This window comes from Pseudomonas sp. 20-5 (assembly GCF_056782835.1).
This window is the reverse complement of sequence record NZ_CM165584.1, coordinates 1,987,199-2,005,928: the sequence shown is the minus strand read 5'-3', so window position 1 is coordinate 2,005,928 and position 18,730 is coordinate 1,987,199. Positions and strand designations below refer to the sequence as shown.

The window sequence follows — 18,730 nt, the reverse complement described above, 5'->3', positions numbered from 1 at the left end:
ATTTACTCCCCCTTATCCGTTCTACGGGCCAGCCATTCCAGGCCTTCGGCCACGCTATAGAACGATCCGAACAGCAGAATGACATCATCCGCGGTAGCCTTGGCGCACTGCGCGTCCAGGGCGGCGGCGATATCCGCATGACTGCTCGCCGGAACCTGGCGCAGGATCAGCGCCGCCTCCAGCTCCGCGGCCGGCCGCGAACGCGGAGTCGGCAACGGTGCAACGGCCCAATCCTGCACCAAGCCGGTCAAGGGTTCCAGTACGCCATCCAGGTCTTTGTCCGCCAGCAGGCCGAAGACCGCCAGGTAGCGTCCTCGTGGCGCTGCGGCACGCAGGCGTTGCGCCAGGTACTGGGCGGCCTGGGGATTGTGCCCGACGTCCAGCAGGAGCTGGCGTGGCTGGCCGTTCCAGGACAGGTCGCGGCGATCGAGGCGACCGGTCACCCGGGTCCGCCGCAGCGCCTCGGCCAGGCGCTCCGCCTGCCAGGGCAACTCGAGCAACGCGTAGGCCTGCAGGGCCAGCGCGGCGTTTTCCATGGGCAACCCGAGCAACGGCAGATCGTGCAGCGCCAGCGCCTGGCCGTCCGCGGCCAGCCCGCGCCAGTGCCAGCCATGATCGGCGAGCGCCAGGTCGTAGTCGCGACCGCGCAGGTAAAGCGGTGCCCCCAGCGCAGCCACCTGCTCCAGCAATGGCTGCGGGGGATCGAGATCGCCGCACAGGGCCGGTTTGCCGGCGCGCAGGATACCGGCTTTCTCGAAAGCCACGCTTTCGCGGGTATCGCCCAGCCAGTCCGCATGGTCCAGGCCGATGCTGGTGATCAGCGCCAGGTCGGCGTCGATCAGGTTGACCGCATCCAGGCGCCCGCCAAGGCCGACTTCCAGCACCGCGAAGTCCAGCCCGGCGCGCTCGAACAGCCAGAAGGCGGCCAGCGTGCCCATTTCGAAATAGGTCAGGGAAATCTCGCCACGTGCGGCCTCCACCGCGGAGAAGGCGTCGCACAGTTGCGCATCGCCGGCCTCGATGCCGTCGATCCGCACCCGCTCGTTGTAGCGCAGCAGGTGCGGCGAGCTGTAGACCCCGACCGACAACCCCTGCTCACGCAGCAGTTCGGCGAGCAGGGCGCAGGTGGAGCCCTTGCCGTTGGTCCCGGTAACGGTGACCACGCGTTTCGCCGGCCTTCCCAGGCCGAGCCGGCGCGCTACCTCGCGGGAACGCTCCAGGCCCATGTCGATGGCCGTCGGATGGAGTTGTTCGAGATAGCTCAGCCAATCGGCCAGGGAACGCTGGGTCATGCGGATACGGGGCTCGGCGAATGAGTGAAGGCCGACAGCAGATTGGCCAGGCGCGGCCGCAACTCGGCACGATGCACGATCATGTCGATGGCGCCATGCTCGAGGAGGAACTCGCTACGCTGGAAGCCTTCCGGCAGCTTCTCGCGGACGGTCTGCTCGATCACGCGGGGACCGGCGAAGCCGATCAGCGCTTTGGGTTCGCCGACGATCACGTCGCCGAGCATCGCCAGGCTGGCGGAAACGCCGCCGTAGACCGGGTCGGTCAATACCGAGACGAACGGGATGCCTTCTTCGCGCAGGCGCGCCAGGACCGCCGAGGTCTTGGCCATCTGCATCAGCGAGATCAGCGCTTCCTGCATGCGCGCGCCGCCGGAGGCGGAGAAGCAGATCAGCGGGCAGCGCTTCTCCAGGGCGACGTTGGCTGCGCGAACGAAGCGCTCGCCGACGATGGCGCCCATCGAACCGCCCATGAAGGAGAACTCGAAGGCGCAGGCGACCACCGGCATGCCCTGCAGCTTGCCGCTCATGGCGATCAGCGCGTCCTTCTCGCCAGTGTCCTTCTGTGCCGCGGCGAGGCGATCCTTGTACTTCTTGCTGTCGCGGAATTTCAGGCGGTCCACCGGCTCGAGGTCGGCACCCAGCTCCTCGCGACCGTCCTCATCGAGGAAGATGTCCAGGCGGGTACGCGCGTTGATGCGCATGTGGTGATCGCACTTCGGGCAGACATCCAGGGTCTTTTCCAGCTCCGGACGGTACAGCACGGCTTCGCAGGACGGGCATTTGTGCCACAGGCCTTCCGGTACCGAACTCTTCTGGGACTCGGAACGCATGATGGAAGGGATCAGCTTGTCTACCAGCCAGTTGCTCATGCTCTTTGTTCTCCAGTGCAAGGTCGGGATGGCCGCACCGATCCGGTGACGGCGTCCCTGAGCAAATTCATCTTCGTGACCGCCGGCAGCGGTGGGCCCCACGGCTGCGAAACGTTTCGCGGCCTGTCCCATCCCCCGCCTGCGCGGTCACCTGGGCGATACCCGGCGAGCGGCTATCGCGAAATATCTGGCCTCCCTATCGGCGGCCGGGCGTTGTCGCGGAAACGGCGACACGCTAGTGGACGGCGGCGGGCCGCCCGTCGTCACATCATGTCTCGTCGCGGCGCCGCGAACGCACCGCGTCCACGAACGCGCGGACCCTCGCCGCATCCTTGATTCCCTTGCTCGCCTCGACGCCACCGCTGACGTCCACCGCGTAGGGCTTGACCTGCTCGACTGCCCTGCCGACGTTATCCGGCGTCAGACCGCCGGCCAGCACCAGGGGTTTGCCCAGGTCGGTCGGCACCAGCGACCAGTCGAACGCCGCCCCCGTGCCGCCGGGCACGCCTTCCACATAGGTATCCAGGAGAATCCCGGCAGCTCCCGGATATGCCGCCGCGCGCCCGACGATGTCGTCGCCGGGCTTCACCCGCAGGGCCTTCAGGTAGGGTCGCCGATGTCCCTCGCAGTCCTCGGCGCGCTCGTCGCCATGGAATTGCAGCAGGTCCAGCGGCACCGCATCGAGAATCTCGCCCAGTTCGCAGCGGCTGGCGTTGACGAACAGGCCGACGCTGGTCACGAACGGCGGCAGGGCACGAACGATCTCCCGCGCCCGATGGATATCCACCGCCCGCGGGCTCTTCGCATAGAACACCAGGCCGATGGCATCGGCGCCCGCCGCGGCAGCGGCCAGGGCGTCCTCGACTCGGGTGATACCGCAGATCTTGATGCGAACGGCTGGCAACGACGGAGAATCCTCGGCGAGTGAGCGACGAACCGCCGGACGGCCGGTCCGGCGGGAATTCTCGATGGTAGCAAAAGCCCGATTCGACGTCAGCCGACGATATCGGGCAATCCGGAAAGGAAATGCGGCCCCAGGTAGCGCTCGGGCAACTCGAACTCCCCGGGGTACTCCACCCGCACCAGATAGAGTCCGTAGGGGTGAGCGGTGACCCCACCGGCGCGCCGGTCGCGCGCCTCGAGCACCTCCTTCGCCCATTCGATCGGCCGCTCGCCGGCACCGATGGTCATCAGGACGCCAGCGATGTTGCGCACCATATGGTGAAGGAAAGCGTTACCGCGGATGTCCAGCACGATCAACCGACCATGCTCCAGCAAGCGCACGTGATGCATGGTCTTGACCGGCGACTTGGCCTGGCACTGCACCGCCCGGAACGAGGTGAAGTCATGGGTGCCGACCAGTACCTGGGCCGCCTCGCGCATCCGCCCGATATCCAGCGGCCGATGGTTCCAGGTGACCTCCTCGGCCAGGTGCGCCGGGCGGATCGGATCGTTGTAGATGGCGTAGCGATAGCGCCGGGCCATGGCCGAGAAGCGCGCGTGGAAATGCGCCGGCATCACCCTCGCCCAGGTCACACTGATATCCGCGGGCAGGTTGGCGTTGGTGCCCATCACCCATGCTTTCAACGGGCGCTCCACCGCGGTGTCGAAATGCACTACCTGGCCGCTGGCATGAACGGCAGCGTCGGTACGGCCGGCGCAGATCACCCCGACCGGCTCGGCGGCAACCTTCGACAAGGCGCGCTCCAGCGCTTCCTGCACGGAAGGCACGCCGGCTTCCTGGCGCTGCCAGCCACGATAGCGGGAGCCCTTGTACTCGATGCCGAGGGCGATTCTGGAAACGCCAGCGGCAGCCGATTCGGCTGCCGCTGGCGGAACAACATCGTTCATGAGGGTCGCTTCATTTCCGGATCAGGCCAGGCGCTCCAGCAACTCGCGGGCTTCCGCCTGCTGGCTGTCGTTACCTTCGGCCAGGACTTCGTCGAGGATATCGCGCGCGCCTTCGCTATCGCCCATGTCGATGTAGGCGCGAGCCAGATCCAGCTTGGTCGCCGCTTCGTCGGCACCGGAGAGGAAGTCGAAGTCATCGTCGGCGTCTCCGTCCAGGGCGGAGGCGACCGCTGCATCTTCGGCGGAGAAACTCGGCGTCGCGCTCTTCGGCTCGTCAAGGTTGCTGGCCAACTCGTCCAACTGCGCACTCACCTCGTCCAACTGGGCGGCGAAACTGTCCTCGCCCTTCTCCGGAGCGGCCGGCTCCGTCGACTCGTCGGCCAGCGACAGGTCGAAGTCGTCCGGCAGGGACAACGCCGGCTCTTCGGCAGCCTCGGTATCGAGGGTGAATTCGTTGTCGGCGGGCGCCGCGGCGGGCACTTCGTCGTTCAGCGAAAGCAGGAAGTCGTCGTCCGAAAGCTTGTCTTCCGGCGCATCGAGATCCAGGGAGAAATCGCCCAGGTCGTCATGCTTGGGTTGGCTCGGAGTCTCTGCCAACTCCGCGAAATCCAGGCCGAAGTCGAGATCGTCGACAGGCTTGTCCGCCGCGGTCGAGGCCGCCAGGTCCAGATCGCTGTCCAGGGTCAGGTCGTCCAGCGCCCCGCTGTCGGACTTGAGGTCGGCCTGCACGTCGTCGCCGTCCAGGTCGTCCAGGCTCAGGTCGAAGGCGTCGTCGAGATCCTGTCCTGCCGCATCCGGCTTGGCCGCGTGACCGCTGTCGTCGAGCGACAGATCGTCGAGGCTGAAGCTATCCAGCTCGTCCTGCGCCAGCTTGGCGCCGGCCAGGCCGGCAACCGCGGCGACCGCGACCATTGCCGGATAGCGCGACTTGAGCTGCTCGACCTGCGGCTGTGCGCCGCCGATTTCGCGCAGCTCGTTTTCCTGGCGAGCGAAACCTTCGCGATCGCCCATCTCGGCATAGACTTCCATCAGCTTGAGGCGCAGGTCGGTGCGCTGCGGCTCGTCGTAGATGGCGTTCTGCAACAGTTCGGCGGCCTGGTTGAAACGCCCGTAGGCGATATAGATGTCGGCCTCGCCCAGCGCATCGGAAGTCTGCGCGGTGGTCTTCTCGACCTGCGGAGCGACGGCTGCGACCTGCGGCTCAGGCTCGTCGAGGGTCAGGTCGTCGAAGCCGTCCTTTCCCAGGTCCAGCGCATCCTCCTGTTCCTCGCCGGTATCCGCGGCGAAAGCCTGGGCTTCTTCCTTCTCTTTCTGCGCATTGCGCCGCGACAGGATCATCAGCAGCACCAGCAACGCCAGCAGTGCGCTACCGCCGATCACCGCCAACCACAGCGGGTTGGCCAGCAGTTCGTCGAGGAAGCTCGGTGCCGGCTGCTCTGCCGCCTGTACCGGAGCGGGCGCCGGAACGGCAGGTGCCGGAGGCTTCTCGGCAGCTGGCGCGGGCGGCGGCGCCACCGGAGGCTGCGCCGGAGCGGCGGGTGCTTCTCCGGCTGGAGCAGGAGTCGGCGCTGCCGCAGCAGGAGTCCCGGGCTGAGCCGGCGCCTGCGCGGCCGCATTGGGCTGGGACGCATCCGGCAGGGCTGCGTTCGGCTGGGCTGCGCCCTGGCCTTCGGCGCCCAACTGCCCTTGCAGCTTGGCCAACTGGGCGTCCTTCAGCTGGATCAACTTCTGCAGCTTGTCCAACTGGCTCTGCAGATCCTGCATGCGACTCTGCAGTTCTTCGTTCTCGCGGCGAGTGCTGTCGAGGCTTTCCTTGGTCACCGCCAGGGTATCGGCGATCGCCTTGCTGTCGCCCTTTCCGCCCTTGTCGGCACCCTTGCTGGCCTTGCCCTCGCCAGACACCAGGCGCAGATTGTCCGTGGCGTCGACCTTGGATGGCGCCGACCCGGCGGCATTGCGCTGGGTCGCATCCAACTGCCTGGCGCCAGCGCTGCCCGCGGCCGGATTGCGGCTGCCGCGCCAGCTCTGGTTCTGCGCCTGCACCTGGGACAGCGCCTCGCGCGGCGAGCGCTCCAGCATCTGCTGTTCGGTGGGAATGCGCAGGACCTGGCCGCTCTTCAGCCGGTTGATGTTGCCATCGACGAAGGCGCCCGGATTCAGCTCCTGGAACGCGAGCATCGCCTGGGGTACGGAAACGCGATCGGTACGGTTGCGCTGGGCGATCTCCCAGAGCGTGTCGTTGGAAACGGTGCGATAGGTGTCGCTGCCTGCCGGCGCGGTGGTACGCACCGGAGCCGGAGCCTGCGGGGCTCGCGGGGCGCCGGTCGCGCGCGGCGCGCTGACCGGCGCTTGCGGAGCGCTTGCCGCGGCCTGCGGGGAGTACAGCGGCGGATCCAGCAGGACGGTGTACTCGCGCAGCAGGCGGCCGTTCGGCCAGAGCACCTGGACCAGGAAGTTCAGGTAGGGCTCCTGCACCGGCTTCGACGAGGTCACGCGAATGACGCTCTTGCCGTTGGGCTTCACCACCGGCGTGAACTTCAGGTCGGTGAGGTAGTACAGGCGATCGACGCCCGCCTTGCTGAACTCTTCCGGCGACGCCAGGCTCGGGATCACCTCGCCCGAACCCAGGTCACGAACTTCGAGCAGCTCGATCTCGGCATCCAACGGTTGGTTCAACGCCGACTTCAGGGTGATTTCCCCCAGTCCCAATCCATGCGCCATGCCGGAAGTCAGGACCGAGGCCGCCGCGATTGCCCGAACCAGTGTACGAAGCCGAACCATAGTGTAATCCCTTGGTTTTAATATCTTTTCTCGTTTCACGAGAGGGAGTGCGTCGGTGCTTGCTGTCCGCTCGCCCAGCCATGCATGGACGGACGCTCCCCGGCAGCAGCGGATCGAACCAGTATTAACAAGCTCGAATAATTCTACAAATCTGTGGGTAAGTATCTTTTACAGATAGTGTTTTATCAACAACTCACCCAGGAGCACGGCATTCAGCGCGGCACCTTTTCGCACATTATCAGACACAATCCACAAATTGACCTGACAGGGATCAGCCTGCCCCGCCCTCACCCGGCCGACATAGGTCTCGTCCTGGCCGAGGGCATCGCCGACCACCGTCGGATAATCGCCCTCGCCGACCCATTCGATACCTTTCGTCGCATCGAGGACCCGCGTCACCGCGGCCAGGTCCACCGGTTCCGCGCACTGCAGGGTCACGCTGAGGCTATCGCCGAAGAATACCGGCGCCTGGATGCAGGTAACGTTCAACGGTCCGATACGCTCGCCAAGCAAGGCCTGCACCTCCGCGAAGATGCGCCGCTCGATCGCGCTGTGTCCCTCGGCATCCACCGCTCCGACCTGCGCGAGCAGGTTGAAGGCGATCTGGCGGTCGAAGAGACGCGGCTCCAGGGGGCGCGCATTGAGCAGTTCGGCGGTCTGCCGGGCGAGTTCCTTGACCCCTTCGCGCCCCAGGCTGGAGACGGAGAGGCAGGCTGTCAGGTTCAGTTGCCGGCAATCCAGCGTGGCCAGGAGTGGCGCCAGCACTTCGCACAGTTCGGCGGCTACGGCGCAAGGACTGGACAAAAGGAACGGCGCCGCTTGCGAGGCCAGGCGTTCGGCATTCACCGAAACCATGACCGGCGGTGCGACGCTCGGTTCCAGGGCGCCGCTCAGGTCGATCACCGAACAACCCGCCGCGCGGGCGCGCTCGGCATGGGCACGCGACACCTCGGCTGCCGCGGCGAAGAAGGCCAGGCCGACACTGGAAAAATCGAAGCTATCGACATCGCCGACGCGCAGGCTGCTTTCGGCGAAACCCATGCGCTGCCCGGCCGACTCGGCGCTGGCCAGCAGGTGCAGACGATGAAGCGGGAAGTCGCGTTCGTCGAGGAGACCGACCAGAGCCTCGCCAACCGATCCGGTGGCGCCTACGACTGCGACATTGAGGGGCTGGGACATGGGAAAAGCCTCGGCGGTCTGCGAAATAGGCGTGGCACTTTACTTGCCCACCTTCGCCCAGGCAATCGAGGCGCCGCCCATTGCGGGCGGCACCGGATCGATCAGCGCTCCAGCAGGATGCGCAGCATGCGCCGCAGCGGCTCGGCAGCGCCCCACAGCAACTGGTCGCCGACGGTGAAGGCGCCGAGATACTGGGAGCCCATGTTCAGCTTGCGCAGGCGCCCGACCGGAACGCTCAGGGTGCCGGTGACGGCGGCCGGGGTCAGCTCGCGCACGCTTACCTCGCGGTGGTTCGGCACCAGCTTGACCCAGGGATTGTGCTGGCTGATCAGGCCCTCGATGTCGGTCAGCGGCACATCCTTGTTCAACTTGATGGTCAGCGCCTGGCTGTGGCAACGCATGGCGCCGACGCGCACGCAGATACCGTCGACCGGGATCGGGTTCTTGAAGCGGGCAAGGATCTTGTTGGTCTCCGCCTGGGCCTTCCACTCTTCGCGGCTCTGCCCGTTGGGCAGTTCCTTGTCGATCCAGGGGATCAGGCTGCCGCCCAGCGGCGCGCCGAAATGCTCGGTGGGGAAGGCTTCGCTGCGCAGGGTCTCCGCCACCTTGCGGTCGATGTCGAGGATCGCGCTGGCCGGGTTGGCCAGGTCATCCGCCACCGATGCATGGGCGGCGCCCATCTGCTTGAGCAGTTCACGCATGTTCTGCGCGCCGGCGCCGGAGGCGGCCTGGTAGGTCATGGCACTCATCCACTCGACCAGGCCGGCGTCGAACAGCCCGCCCAGGGCCATCAGCATCAGGCTGACGGTGCAGTTGCCGCCGATGTAGTTGCGGGTGCCGGCGTCCAGAGCCTGGTCGATGACCTTGCGGTTGACCGGGTCGAGGACGATCACCGCGTCGTCTTCCATGCGCAGACTGGAGGCGGCATCGATCCAGTAGCCCTGCCAGCCGGCCTCGCGCAGCTTGGGGAATACTTCGCTGGTGTAGTCGCCGCCCTGGCAGGTCAGGATCACGTCGAGGGTCTTCAGCTCGTCGATGCTGTAGGCGTCCTTCAGCGGAGCGATGTCCTTGCCCACTTCCGGGCCCTGGCCACCGACGTTCGACGTGGTGAAGAACACCGGCTCGATCAGGTCGAAGTCCCGCTCTTCCAGCATTCGCTGCATGAGTACGGAACCCACCATCCCGCGCCAACCGATCAGACCTACACGCTTCATCGCAACTACACCTATATGAGAGAAGTGAGCTGGCCGGCAGCCATCATGGCGCCGGCCAAGCCCGTCAGATTACAGATTCTTGAGTGCCGCGACTACGGCATCGCCCATTTCCCGGGTGCCGACCTTGCGGCAGCCTTCGGACCAGATGTCGCCGGTGCGCAGCCCCTGGTCGAGGACCTTGCTCACCGCCTGCTCGATGGCGTCGGCGGCGGTCGCCTGGCTGAAGCTGTAGCGCAACATCATCGAGACCGAGAGGATGGTCGCCAACGGGTTGGCGATGCCCTGACCGGCGATGTCCGGGGCGGAACCGTGGCAGGGTTCGTACATGCCCTTGTTGTTCGCGTCGAGCGAGGCAGAAGGCAGCATGCCGATGGAACCGGTCAGCATGGAAGCCTCATCCGACAGGATGTCGCCGAACATGTTGTCGGTGACCATCACGTCGAACTGCTTGGGCGCGCGCACCAGTTGCATGGCGGCGTTATCCACGTACATATGGGAAAGCTCGACGTCCGGGTAGTCCTTCGCCACCTCTTCCACCACTTCCCGCCACAGTTGGCTGGAGGCGAGAACGTTGGCCTTGTCCACCGAGCAGAGCCTGTTGTTGCGTACGCGGGCCATGTCGAAACCGACGCGGGCGATACGACGGATTTCGCTCTCGCTGTACGGCAGGGTGTCGTAGGCCTGGCGCTCGCCGTTCTCCAGCACGCGCTGCTCGCGGGGCTGGCCGAAGTAGATGCCGCCGGTCAGTTCGCGGACGATGAGGATGTCCAGCCCGGCGACCACTTCCGGCTTCAGGCTGGAGGCCGCGGCCAGTTGCGGATAGAGGATGGCCGGACGCAGGTTGGCGAACAGGCCCAGTTGCGAGCGAATCTTCAGCAGACCGCGCTCGGGACGGATATCGCGTTCGATCCTGTCCCACTTCGGCCCCCCTACCGCGCCCAGCAGCACCGCATCGGCCTGGCGCGCGCGCTGCAGGGTCTGGTCGGCCAGCGGCACGCCGTGCTTGTCGATGGCCGCGCCACCGATGACGTCCTCGGCCAGTTCGAAGCCGAGCTGGAACCTGTCGTTGGCCAGTTCCAGCACCTTGACCGCTTCCGCCATGATTTCCGGGCCGATACCGTCACCGGGGAGAACCAGGATCTGCTTGCTCATAACACCCTCTTGTCCTTCATTCATTGAACGGCGGGCATGCGCCGCCGCGATCGAACCGTCACTCCCGACGCAGCCACAGCACCAGCACGTCGGTGCTGAACGAGCCGTCGTCGGCAATCTCGAAATACTCCCTGACTTCCTCGCCCACCGCCAGCTGCAGGGTGCGGATCGCCTGGCGGAACACCTCCGGCGTACGCATCCGCTCGACCCACGACTGGAACTCCAGGCGCAGGCGCTGGCGCCGGCTTCCGGTTACCAGCAGGCCCGCCTCGCCGCTCAGGCGCGCCCACTCGGCCGGCGAGTAGTTGCGCACATGGCTGGTGTCGCGGAGCAGCTCGACGGTCTGCAGGAAGGTGTCCGGCAAGGCCTGCCCGGGCGCCGCCACGTCGACGAAGATCGCCACCCCGCCGGGCTTGAGCACCCGCCGCACCTCGCGCAGGGCCAGGCCGACATCGCGCCAGTGATGGGTGGAATAGCGACTGAAGACGAAATCGAACTCGCCGTCGGCGAAGGGCAGGCTCTCCGCCTTGCCCTGTTCGGTACGGATGTTCGCCATGCCCCGTTCCGCGGCGCTCTGCGCCACCACGGCGAGCATCTCGGCGGAAAGATCGTAGGCCACCACCTCCCCTGCCAGGGCGGCGACCTGGAAGCTCACGTGGCCGGCGCCGCAGCCCAGGTCGAGGACCCGCGCTTCCGGGCGCCCGGCCAGGGCGTCGCGCAGCAAGGCGAATTCCTCGCCCTGGGCATGCACGGCGCTGCTCAGGTAGGCCGAAGCCTGGGCGCCGAACTGGCGCTGGACAACGTCATCGTGGTCGCTCATGAACCTACTCCGGGAGAAAAACCGGGCGCACCCTACCCAGGATGCGCCCGGCAAGGGGACTCACGTGGCGCTCAGCGGAACAGCCAGGGCTGCTGCTGGCGGTAGCCGTCCTCGAAGGCACGGATCGCATCGGCGTCCTGCAGCGTCAGGCCGATGTCGTCGAGGCCGTTGAGCAGGCAATGCTTGCGGAACGGGTCGACCTCGAAACCCAGCACCTTGCCATCAGGACGGGTAACGGTCTGCGCCGCCAGGTCGATGGACAACTGGTAGCCTTCGTTCGCCTCGACCTGGCGGAACAGTTCGTCCACCTCGGCCTCGGGCAGGATGATCGGCAGCAAGCCGTTCTTGAAACTGTTGTTGAAGAAGATGTCGGCATAGCTCGGTGCGATCACCGTGCGGAAACCGTACTCGTCCAGCGCCCAGGGCGCGTGCTCGCGGGACGAGCCGCAGCCGAAGTTCTCCCGCGCCAGCAGTACGCTGGCACCCTGGTAGCGCGGCTGGTTGAGGACGAAGTCCGGGTTCAGCGGACGCTTCGAGTTGTCCTGTCCCGGCTGCCCGACATCCAGGTAGCGCCATTCGTCGAACAGGTTGGGGCCGAAGCCGGTGCGCTTGATCGACTTGAGGAATTGCTTGGGAATGATCTGATCGGTATCGACGTTGGCGCGATCCAGCGGAGCGACGAGACCGGTCGTCTGGGTATAGGGTTTCATCTCGGTTCTCCTCAGGCGAGCAATTCGCGGACATCGATGAAGCGGCCGTTGACGGCCGCGGCGGCGGCCATCGCCGGGCTGACCAGGTGGGTACGGCCACCGGCGCCCTGACGGCCCTCGAAGTTGCGGTTGGAGGTCGAGGCGCAGTGTTCGCCGCTCTCCAGCCGGTCCGGGTTCATCGCCAGGCACATGGAACAGCCCGGCTCGCGCCATTCGAAGCCGGCCTCGATGAAGATCCGGTCAAGGCCTTCCTTCTCGGCCTGCTCCTTGACCAACCCGGAACCCGGCACCACCAGCGCCTGCTTGATGGTCGCGGCGACCTTGCGGCCCCTGGCCACTTCGGCGGCAGCGCGCAGGTCCTCGATCCGCGAGTTGGTGCAGGAACCGATGAATACCCGGTCCAGCTGGATGTCGGTGATCGCCTGGTTCGGCCGCAGGCCCATGTACTTCAAGGCGCGCTCGATCGAACCGCGCTTGATCGGGTCGCTCTCGCGGGCCGGGTCCGGCACGTTCTGGTCCACGGCCAGGACCATTTCCGGCGACGTGCCCCAGCTGACCTGCGGCTTGATCTGCGCGGCGTCCAGCTCGACCACGGTATCGAAGCGGGCATCGGCGTCCGACACCAGCCCCTGCCAGCAGGCGACGGCCTGGTCCCATTGCTCGGCGCTCGGCGCGAAGGGCCGGCCCTTCACGTAGTCGATGGTCTTCTGGTCGACGGCGACCAGGCCGACGCGGGCGCCCGCCTCGATCGACATGTTGCAGATGGTCATCCGCCCTTCGATGGACAGGTCGCGGATGGCGCTGCCGGCGAACTCGATGGCGTGGCCGTTGCCGCCGGCGGTGCCGATCCTGCCGATCACCGCGAGGACGATATCCTTCGCCGTGACGCCGGCCGGCAGCCTGCCTTCGACCTTGACCAGCATGTTCTTCATCTTCTTCGCCACCAGGCACTGGGTCGCCAGCACATGCTCTACCTCGGAAGTGCCGATGCCGTGGGCCAGCGCGCCGAAGGCGCCGTGGGTGGAAGTGTGCGAGTCGCCGCAGACCACGGTCATCCCCGGGAGGGTCGCGCCCTGCTCCGGACCGACCACATGGACGATGCCCTGGCGCACGTCGTTCATCTTGAATTCGGTGATGCCGAAGTCGTCGCAGTTCTCGTCGAGGGTCTGCACCTGCAGGCGCGAGACCTCGTCGGCGATGGCGGCGATGCCGCCCTTGCGCTCGGTGCGGGTGGTCGGCACGTTGTGGTCCGGGGTGGCGATGTTGGCGTCGATCCGCCACGGCTTGCGCCCGGCCAGGCGAAGACCCTCGAAGGCCTGCGGCGAGGTCACTTCGTGCAGGATATGGCGGTCGATGTAGATCAGCGCCGAACCGTCGTCGCGCTGCTTGACCAGGTGCATGTCCCAGAGTTTGTCGTAGAGGGTCTTGCCGGCCATCGGGATTTCCTCATCAGCTCATTTCTATGCCCACAGGGCTTGTGAGGATGATCCTATGGCTTGTCTACGAATAACTCAAATTCATATTTTTCATCCAAAGCATTCCCAACAGGAATCCATTGGCGCTAAGCTCCGGGCAGCCGAAACCAGCGGAGGCCCGCAATGGACCTGAACAGCCTCAACACCTTCATCGCCATTGCCGAGACCGGCAGCTTCTCCGAAGCCGGCGAGCGCCTGCACCTGACCCAACCGGCGGTGAGCAAGCGCATCGCCGCCCTCGAACAGCAGCTCAATGCCCGGCTGTTCGACCGGGTCGGCCGCGAGGTCAACCTCACCGAGGCCGGCCGCGCCCTGCTGCCGCGCGCCTACCAGTTGCTCAACGTGCTCGACGACACCCGCCGGGCGCTGAACAACCTCACCGGCGAGGTCAGCGGCCGGCTGGTCCTGGCCACCAGCCACCACATCGGCCTGCATCGCCTGCCGCCGCTGCTGCGCGCCTTCACCCGGGCGCATCCGCAGGTGGCGCTGGATATCCAGTTCCTGGATTCGGAAGTGGCCTACGAGGAGATCCTTCATGGTCGTGCGGAACTGGCGGTGATCACCCTGGCCCCGGAAACCGCCGAACCGGTGCGCGCAGTCCCGGTGTGGGACGACCCGCTGGACTTCGTCGCCGCCCCGGAGCACCCGCTGGCCCGACAGGGCACGGTGTTCCTCGCCGACGTCGCCAAGCACCCCGCGGTATTCCCCGGCGGCAACACCTTCACCCACCACATCGTGCGGCGCATGTTCGAAGCCGAAGGGCTGACGCCGAACATCGCCATGAGCACCAACTACCTGGAGACCATCAAGATGATGGTCTCCATCGGCCTGGCCTGGAGCGTGCTGCCGCGGACCATGCTCGACGACCAGGTGGTGCGCCTGCCGCTGCAGGACATCCAGCTCAGCCGCCAGCTCGGCTATATCCTGCACACCGAGCGGACCCTGTCGAACGCCGCGCGCGCCTTCATGCGCCTGCTCGACGAACAGGCATTCGGCAACGGCACTCCAGCGGCCTGAAGCGATTCAGGTCGGACGCCACGGGTAGGCCCTCCCCTCTTCGCCGTCCGCGGCCAGCGCTCACCCGACCTGCATGCCAATGCCCTCGCGACTCAGCCCTCGCCGACCCACGCCTGCACCTCGACCTCCACGTCGACCCCCAGCGCCAGCCCGGCGGTCACCGTCGAGCGTACCGGCAAGGCCCCCTGCACATGACGCTGGTAGACCTCGTTGAAACCGGCGAAGTGGGCCATGTCCGACAGCCAGACGGTGACCTTCACCAGTTGGTCGAAACGCGCACCACAGCTCTCCAGGGTCTCGCCGATGCGTGCCATCACCGCTTCGGTCTGGGTCTGGATATCGCCACGTACCACCTCGCCGGTCGGACTCATCGGCACCTGTCCGGAAAGAAACAGGAAGCCGCCGGCCCGCACCGCGCGGGAAAAGGGAAACGGCAGGCTGCTGGGGTAACGCTGGATGTCATCGCTCATCTGGATTGCCTCCTGTTACTGAAGCGCTAGGAAGAAAAGCTTTCGGCCGCGGAATCGGCGTATTCATGTAGCACTGCGATCAACCCTGGCTCATATCGACGCGCTCCGCCAGAAAGTCCAGGAACGCCCGCACGCGCAGCGGCAGATAGCCGCCCTGGCCGACGTAGACGGCGTGGACTTCCTCCAGGTCGCCCGGGTTGTATGCCTCGAGCACGGGAATCAGGCGACCGGCGGCTATGTCCTCGCGCACCTGGAACGCGGCCAGCCGCGCCAGGCCCAGGCCGGCCACGGCCAGACGGCGCAGCGCCTCGCCATCGCTGGCCTGGGCGTTGCCCGACAACGGCACCACGAGTTCCTCGCCGGCGTCCCGCAGCGGCCAGCCGGAGCGCGTTCGCACATAGTTGGCGCCGAGGCGGTTGTGCCCCAGCAGCGCCTGCGGCGTGGCCGGCATGCCATGCCGGGCCAGGTAGGCCGGCGCACCGACGATCAGCATGCGCGTGCTCCCCAGCTTGCGCGCCACCAGGCTCGAGCTTTTCAGCGGCCCCGCGCGCACGGCCACGTCGGTGCGCTGCTCGAGGATGTCGACGACCTCATCGGTCAGCACGATATCCAGCGTCACCTCGGGATGCTGCGCGAGGAACTCGGGCACCAGCGGCAGCAGGAAATGATGTCCGAAAGGCACGTTGGCGTTGACTCGCAAGCGCCCGCGCGGCGCCGCGTTTTCGCTCGCACACCGCTCGGCTTCCTCCAGGTCGGCCAGGATACGCACCCCGCGCTCGTAGAACGTGCATCCCTCGGGCGTCAGTTGCAATTGACGGGTGGAGCGGTTCAGCAAGCGGGTTCCCAGGCGCTGTTCGAGCCGGGTGATCAGCTTGCTGACTGCCGAGGGCGTCATGCCGCAACGTCGAGCGGCGGCGGAAAAGCCCCCCGACTCGACGACCCGGGCAAACACCTCCAGTTCGCCGGAACGGTTGACTTCAAGCCGGGCCATGGCGCCCTGCCTGATGATTTCGCTTCATAAATGATGTTCCCCGCTACGGTCTATTTCCCTTAAATCTTTGAATTCATCATCAGCTACAGGATAACCACTGAATTCAACGACATGAAACGACCCATCGAAAGACTTCCCGCCGCGACCTCCAGCGCAACCCGGGCCTTCGCGCTCGCGACGAGCCTGTTGTACGCCTGCGCCGCGCCGGCCGCTTCCTGGACCGCCAGCTGGCAGGCCAGCCCGCAGCCGGTCTGGGCTGAGGACTTCCTGTTTCCCAGCAACGTGCCGGCCGAACTGCACGACCAGACGGTGCGGCAACTGGCGCGAATCAGCCTGGGAGGAACACGCGTGCGCATCGTCCTGGCAAATACCTATGGAAAGCGCCCGATCCGGATCGGCCGGGCCACCCTGGCCAAACCCGGTTCCGAGCGCGCCGCGGTCGCCACCGGCAGCCTGCATGACGTGACCTTTGGCGGACGCCGGACGGCGACCATCGCGCCCGGCGCCACGCTACTCAGCGATCCGGTGGCGATGCCGGTGGCCGCGCTCTCGCAGGTGCTGGTGAGTCTCTACCTGCCGGCCGCCACGCCCATGGAAACCTTCCACTGGGACGGCCGCCAGACGGGCTGGATCGTCGCCGGCGAGCAGACCCAAAGCCACGCATTGCAGCTGGACGCGGCGGACAGCCAGAGCACCAGCGCGCGCCTGCTGTTGACAGGTATCCTGGTCGAAACCGAAACGGCAACGCGGACGCTGGTGACGCTCGGCGACTCGATCACCGACGGAGCCAGCGCCAGCCTCGACCGGAACAGCCGTTGGCCGGACTTCCTCGCCGAACGCCTGGCCCCGCATGGCGTCGCCGTGGTCAATGCGGGGATTTCCGGCGCCCGTCTGCTGAGCGACGGCATGGGCGCGAGCGCGCTGGCACGTCTGGACCGCGACGTACTGGCCCAGCCAGGCGCAAGCAGCATGGTGGTGATGCTCGGCATCAACGACATTGCCTGGCCCGGTACCGCTTTCGCCCGGAATGCCGCACCGCCCACCCTGGAAGCGCTGATCGCCGGCTACCGGCAATTGATCGAACGGGCGCACAACCGGGGTATCCGGGTCGTCGGCGCGACCCTCACGCCGTTCGAGGGCGCACTGCCCGGCACGCCGTTGAGCGATTATTACCATCCCGCCAAGGAAGCCCTGCGCAGGCAGGTTAACGAGTGGATCCGTCATGCCGGCGCCTTCGATGCGGTGATCGACTTCGACGCGGCATTGCGCGATCCGGAGCAGCCGTCGCGGCTCGCCGCGCGCTACGACTCCGGCGACCATCTGCACCCCAGCGACGAAGGCAACCGGGCGATGGCGGCCGCCGTCGACCTCGACGTCCTGCTGGACGAGGTGCCTGACGGCACACCGGCAGAGCCCCGGGCCGATAGCGCAACGAAATGAAAAAAGGCGCCCGAAGGCGCCTTTTTTCGATCACCGCTGACGGTTACTGGTTGTCCAGTGCCGGGCGCTGGCCATTGATGGCGATACGCTTCGGCTTGGCTTCTTCCGGAACCAGCCGCACCAGGTCGATGTTCAGCAGGCCGTTGGCCAGCGAAGCCGCCTTGACCTCGATATGATCGGCGAGGCGGAACGACAGCTTGAAGGCGCGCTGGGCGATGCCCTGATGCAGGTAGGTCACGTTGTCCGTGGACTTCTCGCGCTTGCCGCCACTGACGGTCAGCACGCCGCGCTCGACCTGCAGGTCCAGGTCTTCTTCCTGGAAGCCGGCGGCGGCGATGACGATGCGATACTCGTCGTCACCGTGCTTTTCGACGTTGTAGGGCGGGTAGGTACTCCCGGCCTCATTGCGCAGGGCCGACTCGAACAGATCGTTGAAGCGATCGAAGCCTACGGAATGACGGAACAGCGGGGCGAGGGAAAAAGCGTTGCTCATTGCGAATCTCCTGAATTATCAGCAAGTACTCTGGTGCGGAACCCGTCTTCGGCATCCCGCACGAACTAGATAGGGATCGTCGGAAGTATTTCAAGAGCCTTGAGAACGACCGTTCGTCGTGCTCAGATCGAAACTCATCCTTTCGAGAACCGTCGCCATGGAACGCGCAATCCCGACCTTCCCCTGCCGCGATCTGGACAGCGCCAGCGCCTTCTACCAGTCCCTCGGCTTCCACCTTGGCGCTCGCTATCCGACCTACGCCATCCTCCAGCGCGGCGCCCTGGAGCTGCACCTGTCGCTGTTCGAGGCGCTCGAACCGAAGACCAATTGCAGCGCTGCCTACCTGCGCCTGGAGGACGCCCAGGCGCTGCATCGCCAGGCCACGGCCCTCGGCCTGGGCGGCCAGGGGATTCCACGCATCACGGTCCTGGAAGACCAGCCCTGGGGCATGCGCGAATTCGCCCTGGTCGATCCCGATGGCAACCTGCTGCGGGTCGGCCAGGAGCTCGATACGACGCCAGAGCAGCACCGGGTTCGCCTGGCCAGCGCCGACGACGTCCCCGCGGTGGCCGCGCTCTGGCAAGCCAATGTCCGCGAAGCCGGGGAAACCCTGGATGCCGGCGACCAACAGGCGATCCAGGCACTGCTCCTGGCCGCCTCGCGCAACCGCTTGCTCTGGTTGGCGGAGGCCCAGCAGCATCCCCGCGGTTTCGTCCTCGCCCACTTGTGGCAGATCGAGGACGGTCAGGCACGGGTCGGAGAGATCGCAGAGCTCTACGTATTGCCGCAGGCCCGCCGCCAGGGCCTGGCCCGGGAACTGGTGGGCAGCGCCGAGGAGGCCCTGCGCTCGCGCGGCGCCGGCCTGATCCGCGCGCAATCGGCCCTTGACGCGCCGCTGTCCAACCTGTTCTGGCAGGGCCTGGGCTGGGACGCCGACTACCTGACCTTCACTCGCTACTGACCTGGGGAGCATCAT

17 protein-coding genes are annotated in these 18,730 nt (G+C 66.4%); 3 read left to right on the top strand and 14 right to left on the bottom strand.

What is annotated here, in order from left to right; genetic code table 11:
* Positions 1-2: 2 nt before the first annotated feature.
* The 11 genes from folC to leuC all read right to left on the bottom strand — a co-directional run bounded on the left by folC (position 3) and on the right by leuC (position 13,304).
* A complete protein-coding gene (folC, locus tag AC1RB9_RS09425) occupies positions 3-1,292 on the bottom strand; it encodes a bifunctional tetrahydrofolate synthase/dihydrofolate synthase (RefSeq protein ID WP_003115014.1) in 1,290 nt (429 codons plus the stop codon).
* Entirely contained in the window at positions 1,289-2,161 is an 873-nt protein-coding gene (accD, locus tag AC1RB9_RS09420; protein ID WP_003104199.1) for an acetyl-CoA carboxylase, carboxyltransferase subunit beta, read from the bottom strand. The genes folC and accD overlap by 4 nt, the downstream gene beginning before the upstream one ends.
* 268 nt (positions 2,162-2,429) lie before the next feature.
* Positions 2,430-3,065: a phosphoribosylanthranilate isomerase gene (locus tag AC1RB9_RS09415; protein WP_003116445.1), complete on the bottom strand. Its 636-nt coding sequence runs from the start codon at positions 3,063-3,065 to the stop codon at positions 2,430-2,432.
* A gap of 89 nt (positions 3,066-3,154) precedes the next feature.
* The gene (gene truA, locus AC1RB9_RS09410; protein ID WP_003091390.1) at positions 3,155-4,012 is read right to left on the bottom strand and encodes a tRNA pseudouridine(38-40) synthase TruA; all 858 of its coding nucleotides are present in this window, start codon (positions 4,010-4,012) and stop codon (positions 3,155-3,157) included.
* A 21-nt stretch (positions 4,013-4,033) separates the two neighbouring features.
* Positions 4,034-6,793 carry a motility hub landmark protein FimV gene (gene fimV, locus AC1RB9_RS09405; RefSeq protein ID WP_033873602.1) on the bottom strand — a complete coding sequence of 920 codons (2,760 nt, stop codon included), beginning with the start codon at positions 6,791-6,793 and terminating at the stop codon, positions 4,034-4,036.
* 168 nt (positions 6,794-6,961) lie between these two features.
* Complete coding sequence (locus tag AC1RB9_RS09400; RefSeq protein WP_003115016.1) at positions 6,962-7,972, bottom strand: aspartate-semialdehyde dehydrogenase; 1,011 nt, start codon at positions 7,970-7,972, stop codon at positions 6,962-6,964.
* Positions 7,973-8,073: 101 nt separating this feature from the next.
* On the bottom strand, positions 8,074-9,186 hold the full coding sequence (gene asd, locus AC1RB9_RS09395) for an aspartate-semialdehyde dehydrogenase (RefSeq protein ID WP_003111187.1): 1,113 nt from the start codon (positions 9,184-9,186) through the stop codon (positions 8,074-8,076).
* Between the two features lie 69 nt (positions 9,187-9,255).
* Complete coding sequence (gene leuB, locus AC1RB9_RS09390) at positions 9,256-10,338, bottom strand: 3-isopropylmalate dehydrogenase (RefSeq protein WP_003091395.1); 1,083 nt, start codon at positions 10,336-10,338, stop codon at positions 9,256-9,258.
* Positions 10,339-10,396: 58 nt separating this feature from the next.
* Entirely contained in the window at positions 10,397-11,158 is a 762-nt protein-coding gene (locus tag AC1RB9_RS09385) for a class I SAM-dependent methyltransferase (protein ID WP_003452681.1), read from the bottom strand.
* A 71-nt stretch (positions 11,159-11,229) separates the two neighbouring features.
* Positions 11,230-11,868 carry a 3-isopropylmalate dehydratase small subunit gene (gene leuD / locus AC1RB9_RS09380; RefSeq protein WP_003091398.1) on the bottom strand — a complete coding sequence of 213 codons (639 nt, stop codon included), beginning with the start codon at positions 11,866-11,868 and terminating at the stop codon, positions 11,230-11,232.
* An 11-nt stretch (positions 11,869-11,879) separates the two neighbouring features.
* The gene (leuC, locus tag AC1RB9_RS09375; protein ID WP_003091399.1) at positions 11,880-13,304 is read right to left on the bottom strand and encodes a 3-isopropylmalate dehydratase large subunit; all 1,425 of its coding nucleotides are present in this window, start codon (positions 13,302-13,304) and stop codon (positions 11,880-11,882) included.
* Positions 13,305-13,466: 162 nt separating this feature from the next.
* Here leuC and AC1RB9_RS09370 point away from each other — a divergent pair, with 162 nt between their 5' ends.
* Entirely contained in the window at positions 13,467-14,360 is an 894-nt protein-coding gene (locus AC1RB9_RS09370) for a LysR family transcriptional regulator (protein WP_003091401.1), read from the top strand.
* Between the two features lie 92 nt (positions 14,361-14,452).
* Here AC1RB9_RS09370 and AC1RB9_RS09365 read toward each other — a convergent pair whose 3' ends face one another.
* Both AC1RB9_RS09365 and AC1RB9_RS09360 read right to left on the bottom strand, forming a co-directional pair.
* Positions 14,453-14,830 (bottom strand): RidA family protein, encoded by a 378-nt coding sequence (locus tag AC1RB9_RS09365; protein ID WP_003091402.1) that lies wholly within the window; start codon positions 14,828-14,830, stop codon positions 14,453-14,455.
* Between the two features lie 79 nt (positions 14,831-14,909).
* Positions 14,910-15,821 (bottom strand): LysR family transcriptional regulator, encoded by a 912-nt coding sequence (locus AC1RB9_RS09360; RefSeq protein WP_003111185.1) that lies wholly within the window; start codon positions 15,819-15,821, stop codon positions 14,910-14,912.
* A 111-nt stretch (positions 15,822-15,932) separates the two neighbouring features.
* On the opposite strand from AC1RB9_RS09360, the gene AC1RB9_RS09355 reads away from it, so the two are divergent.
* Positions 15,933-17,261, top strand: coding sequence for an SGNH/GDSL hydrolase family protein (locus tag AC1RB9_RS09355; RefSeq protein WP_003452683.1), 1,329 nt, complete (start codon positions 15,933-15,935; stop codon positions 17,259-17,261).
* Positions 17,262-17,304: 43 nt separating this feature from the next.
* On the opposite strand, the gene AC1RB9_RS09350 is transcribed toward AC1RB9_RS09355, so the two are convergent.
* Positions 17,305-17,754: an Hsp20 family protein gene (locus tag AC1RB9_RS09350; RefSeq protein WP_003091405.1), complete on the bottom strand. Its 450-nt coding sequence runs from the start codon at positions 17,752-17,754 to the stop codon at positions 17,305-17,307.
* A 157-nt stretch (positions 17,755-17,911) separates the two neighbouring features.
* Between AC1RB9_RS09350 and AC1RB9_RS09345 the strand changes: the two genes are divergently transcribed.
* Complete coding sequence (locus AC1RB9_RS09345; protein WP_003452684.1) at positions 17,912-18,715, top strand: glyoxalase/bleomycin resistance/extradiol dioxygenase family protein; 804 nt, start codon at positions 17,912-17,914, stop codon at positions 18,713-18,715.
* The last annotated feature ends 15 nt before the right edge of the window (positions 18,716-18,730 follow it).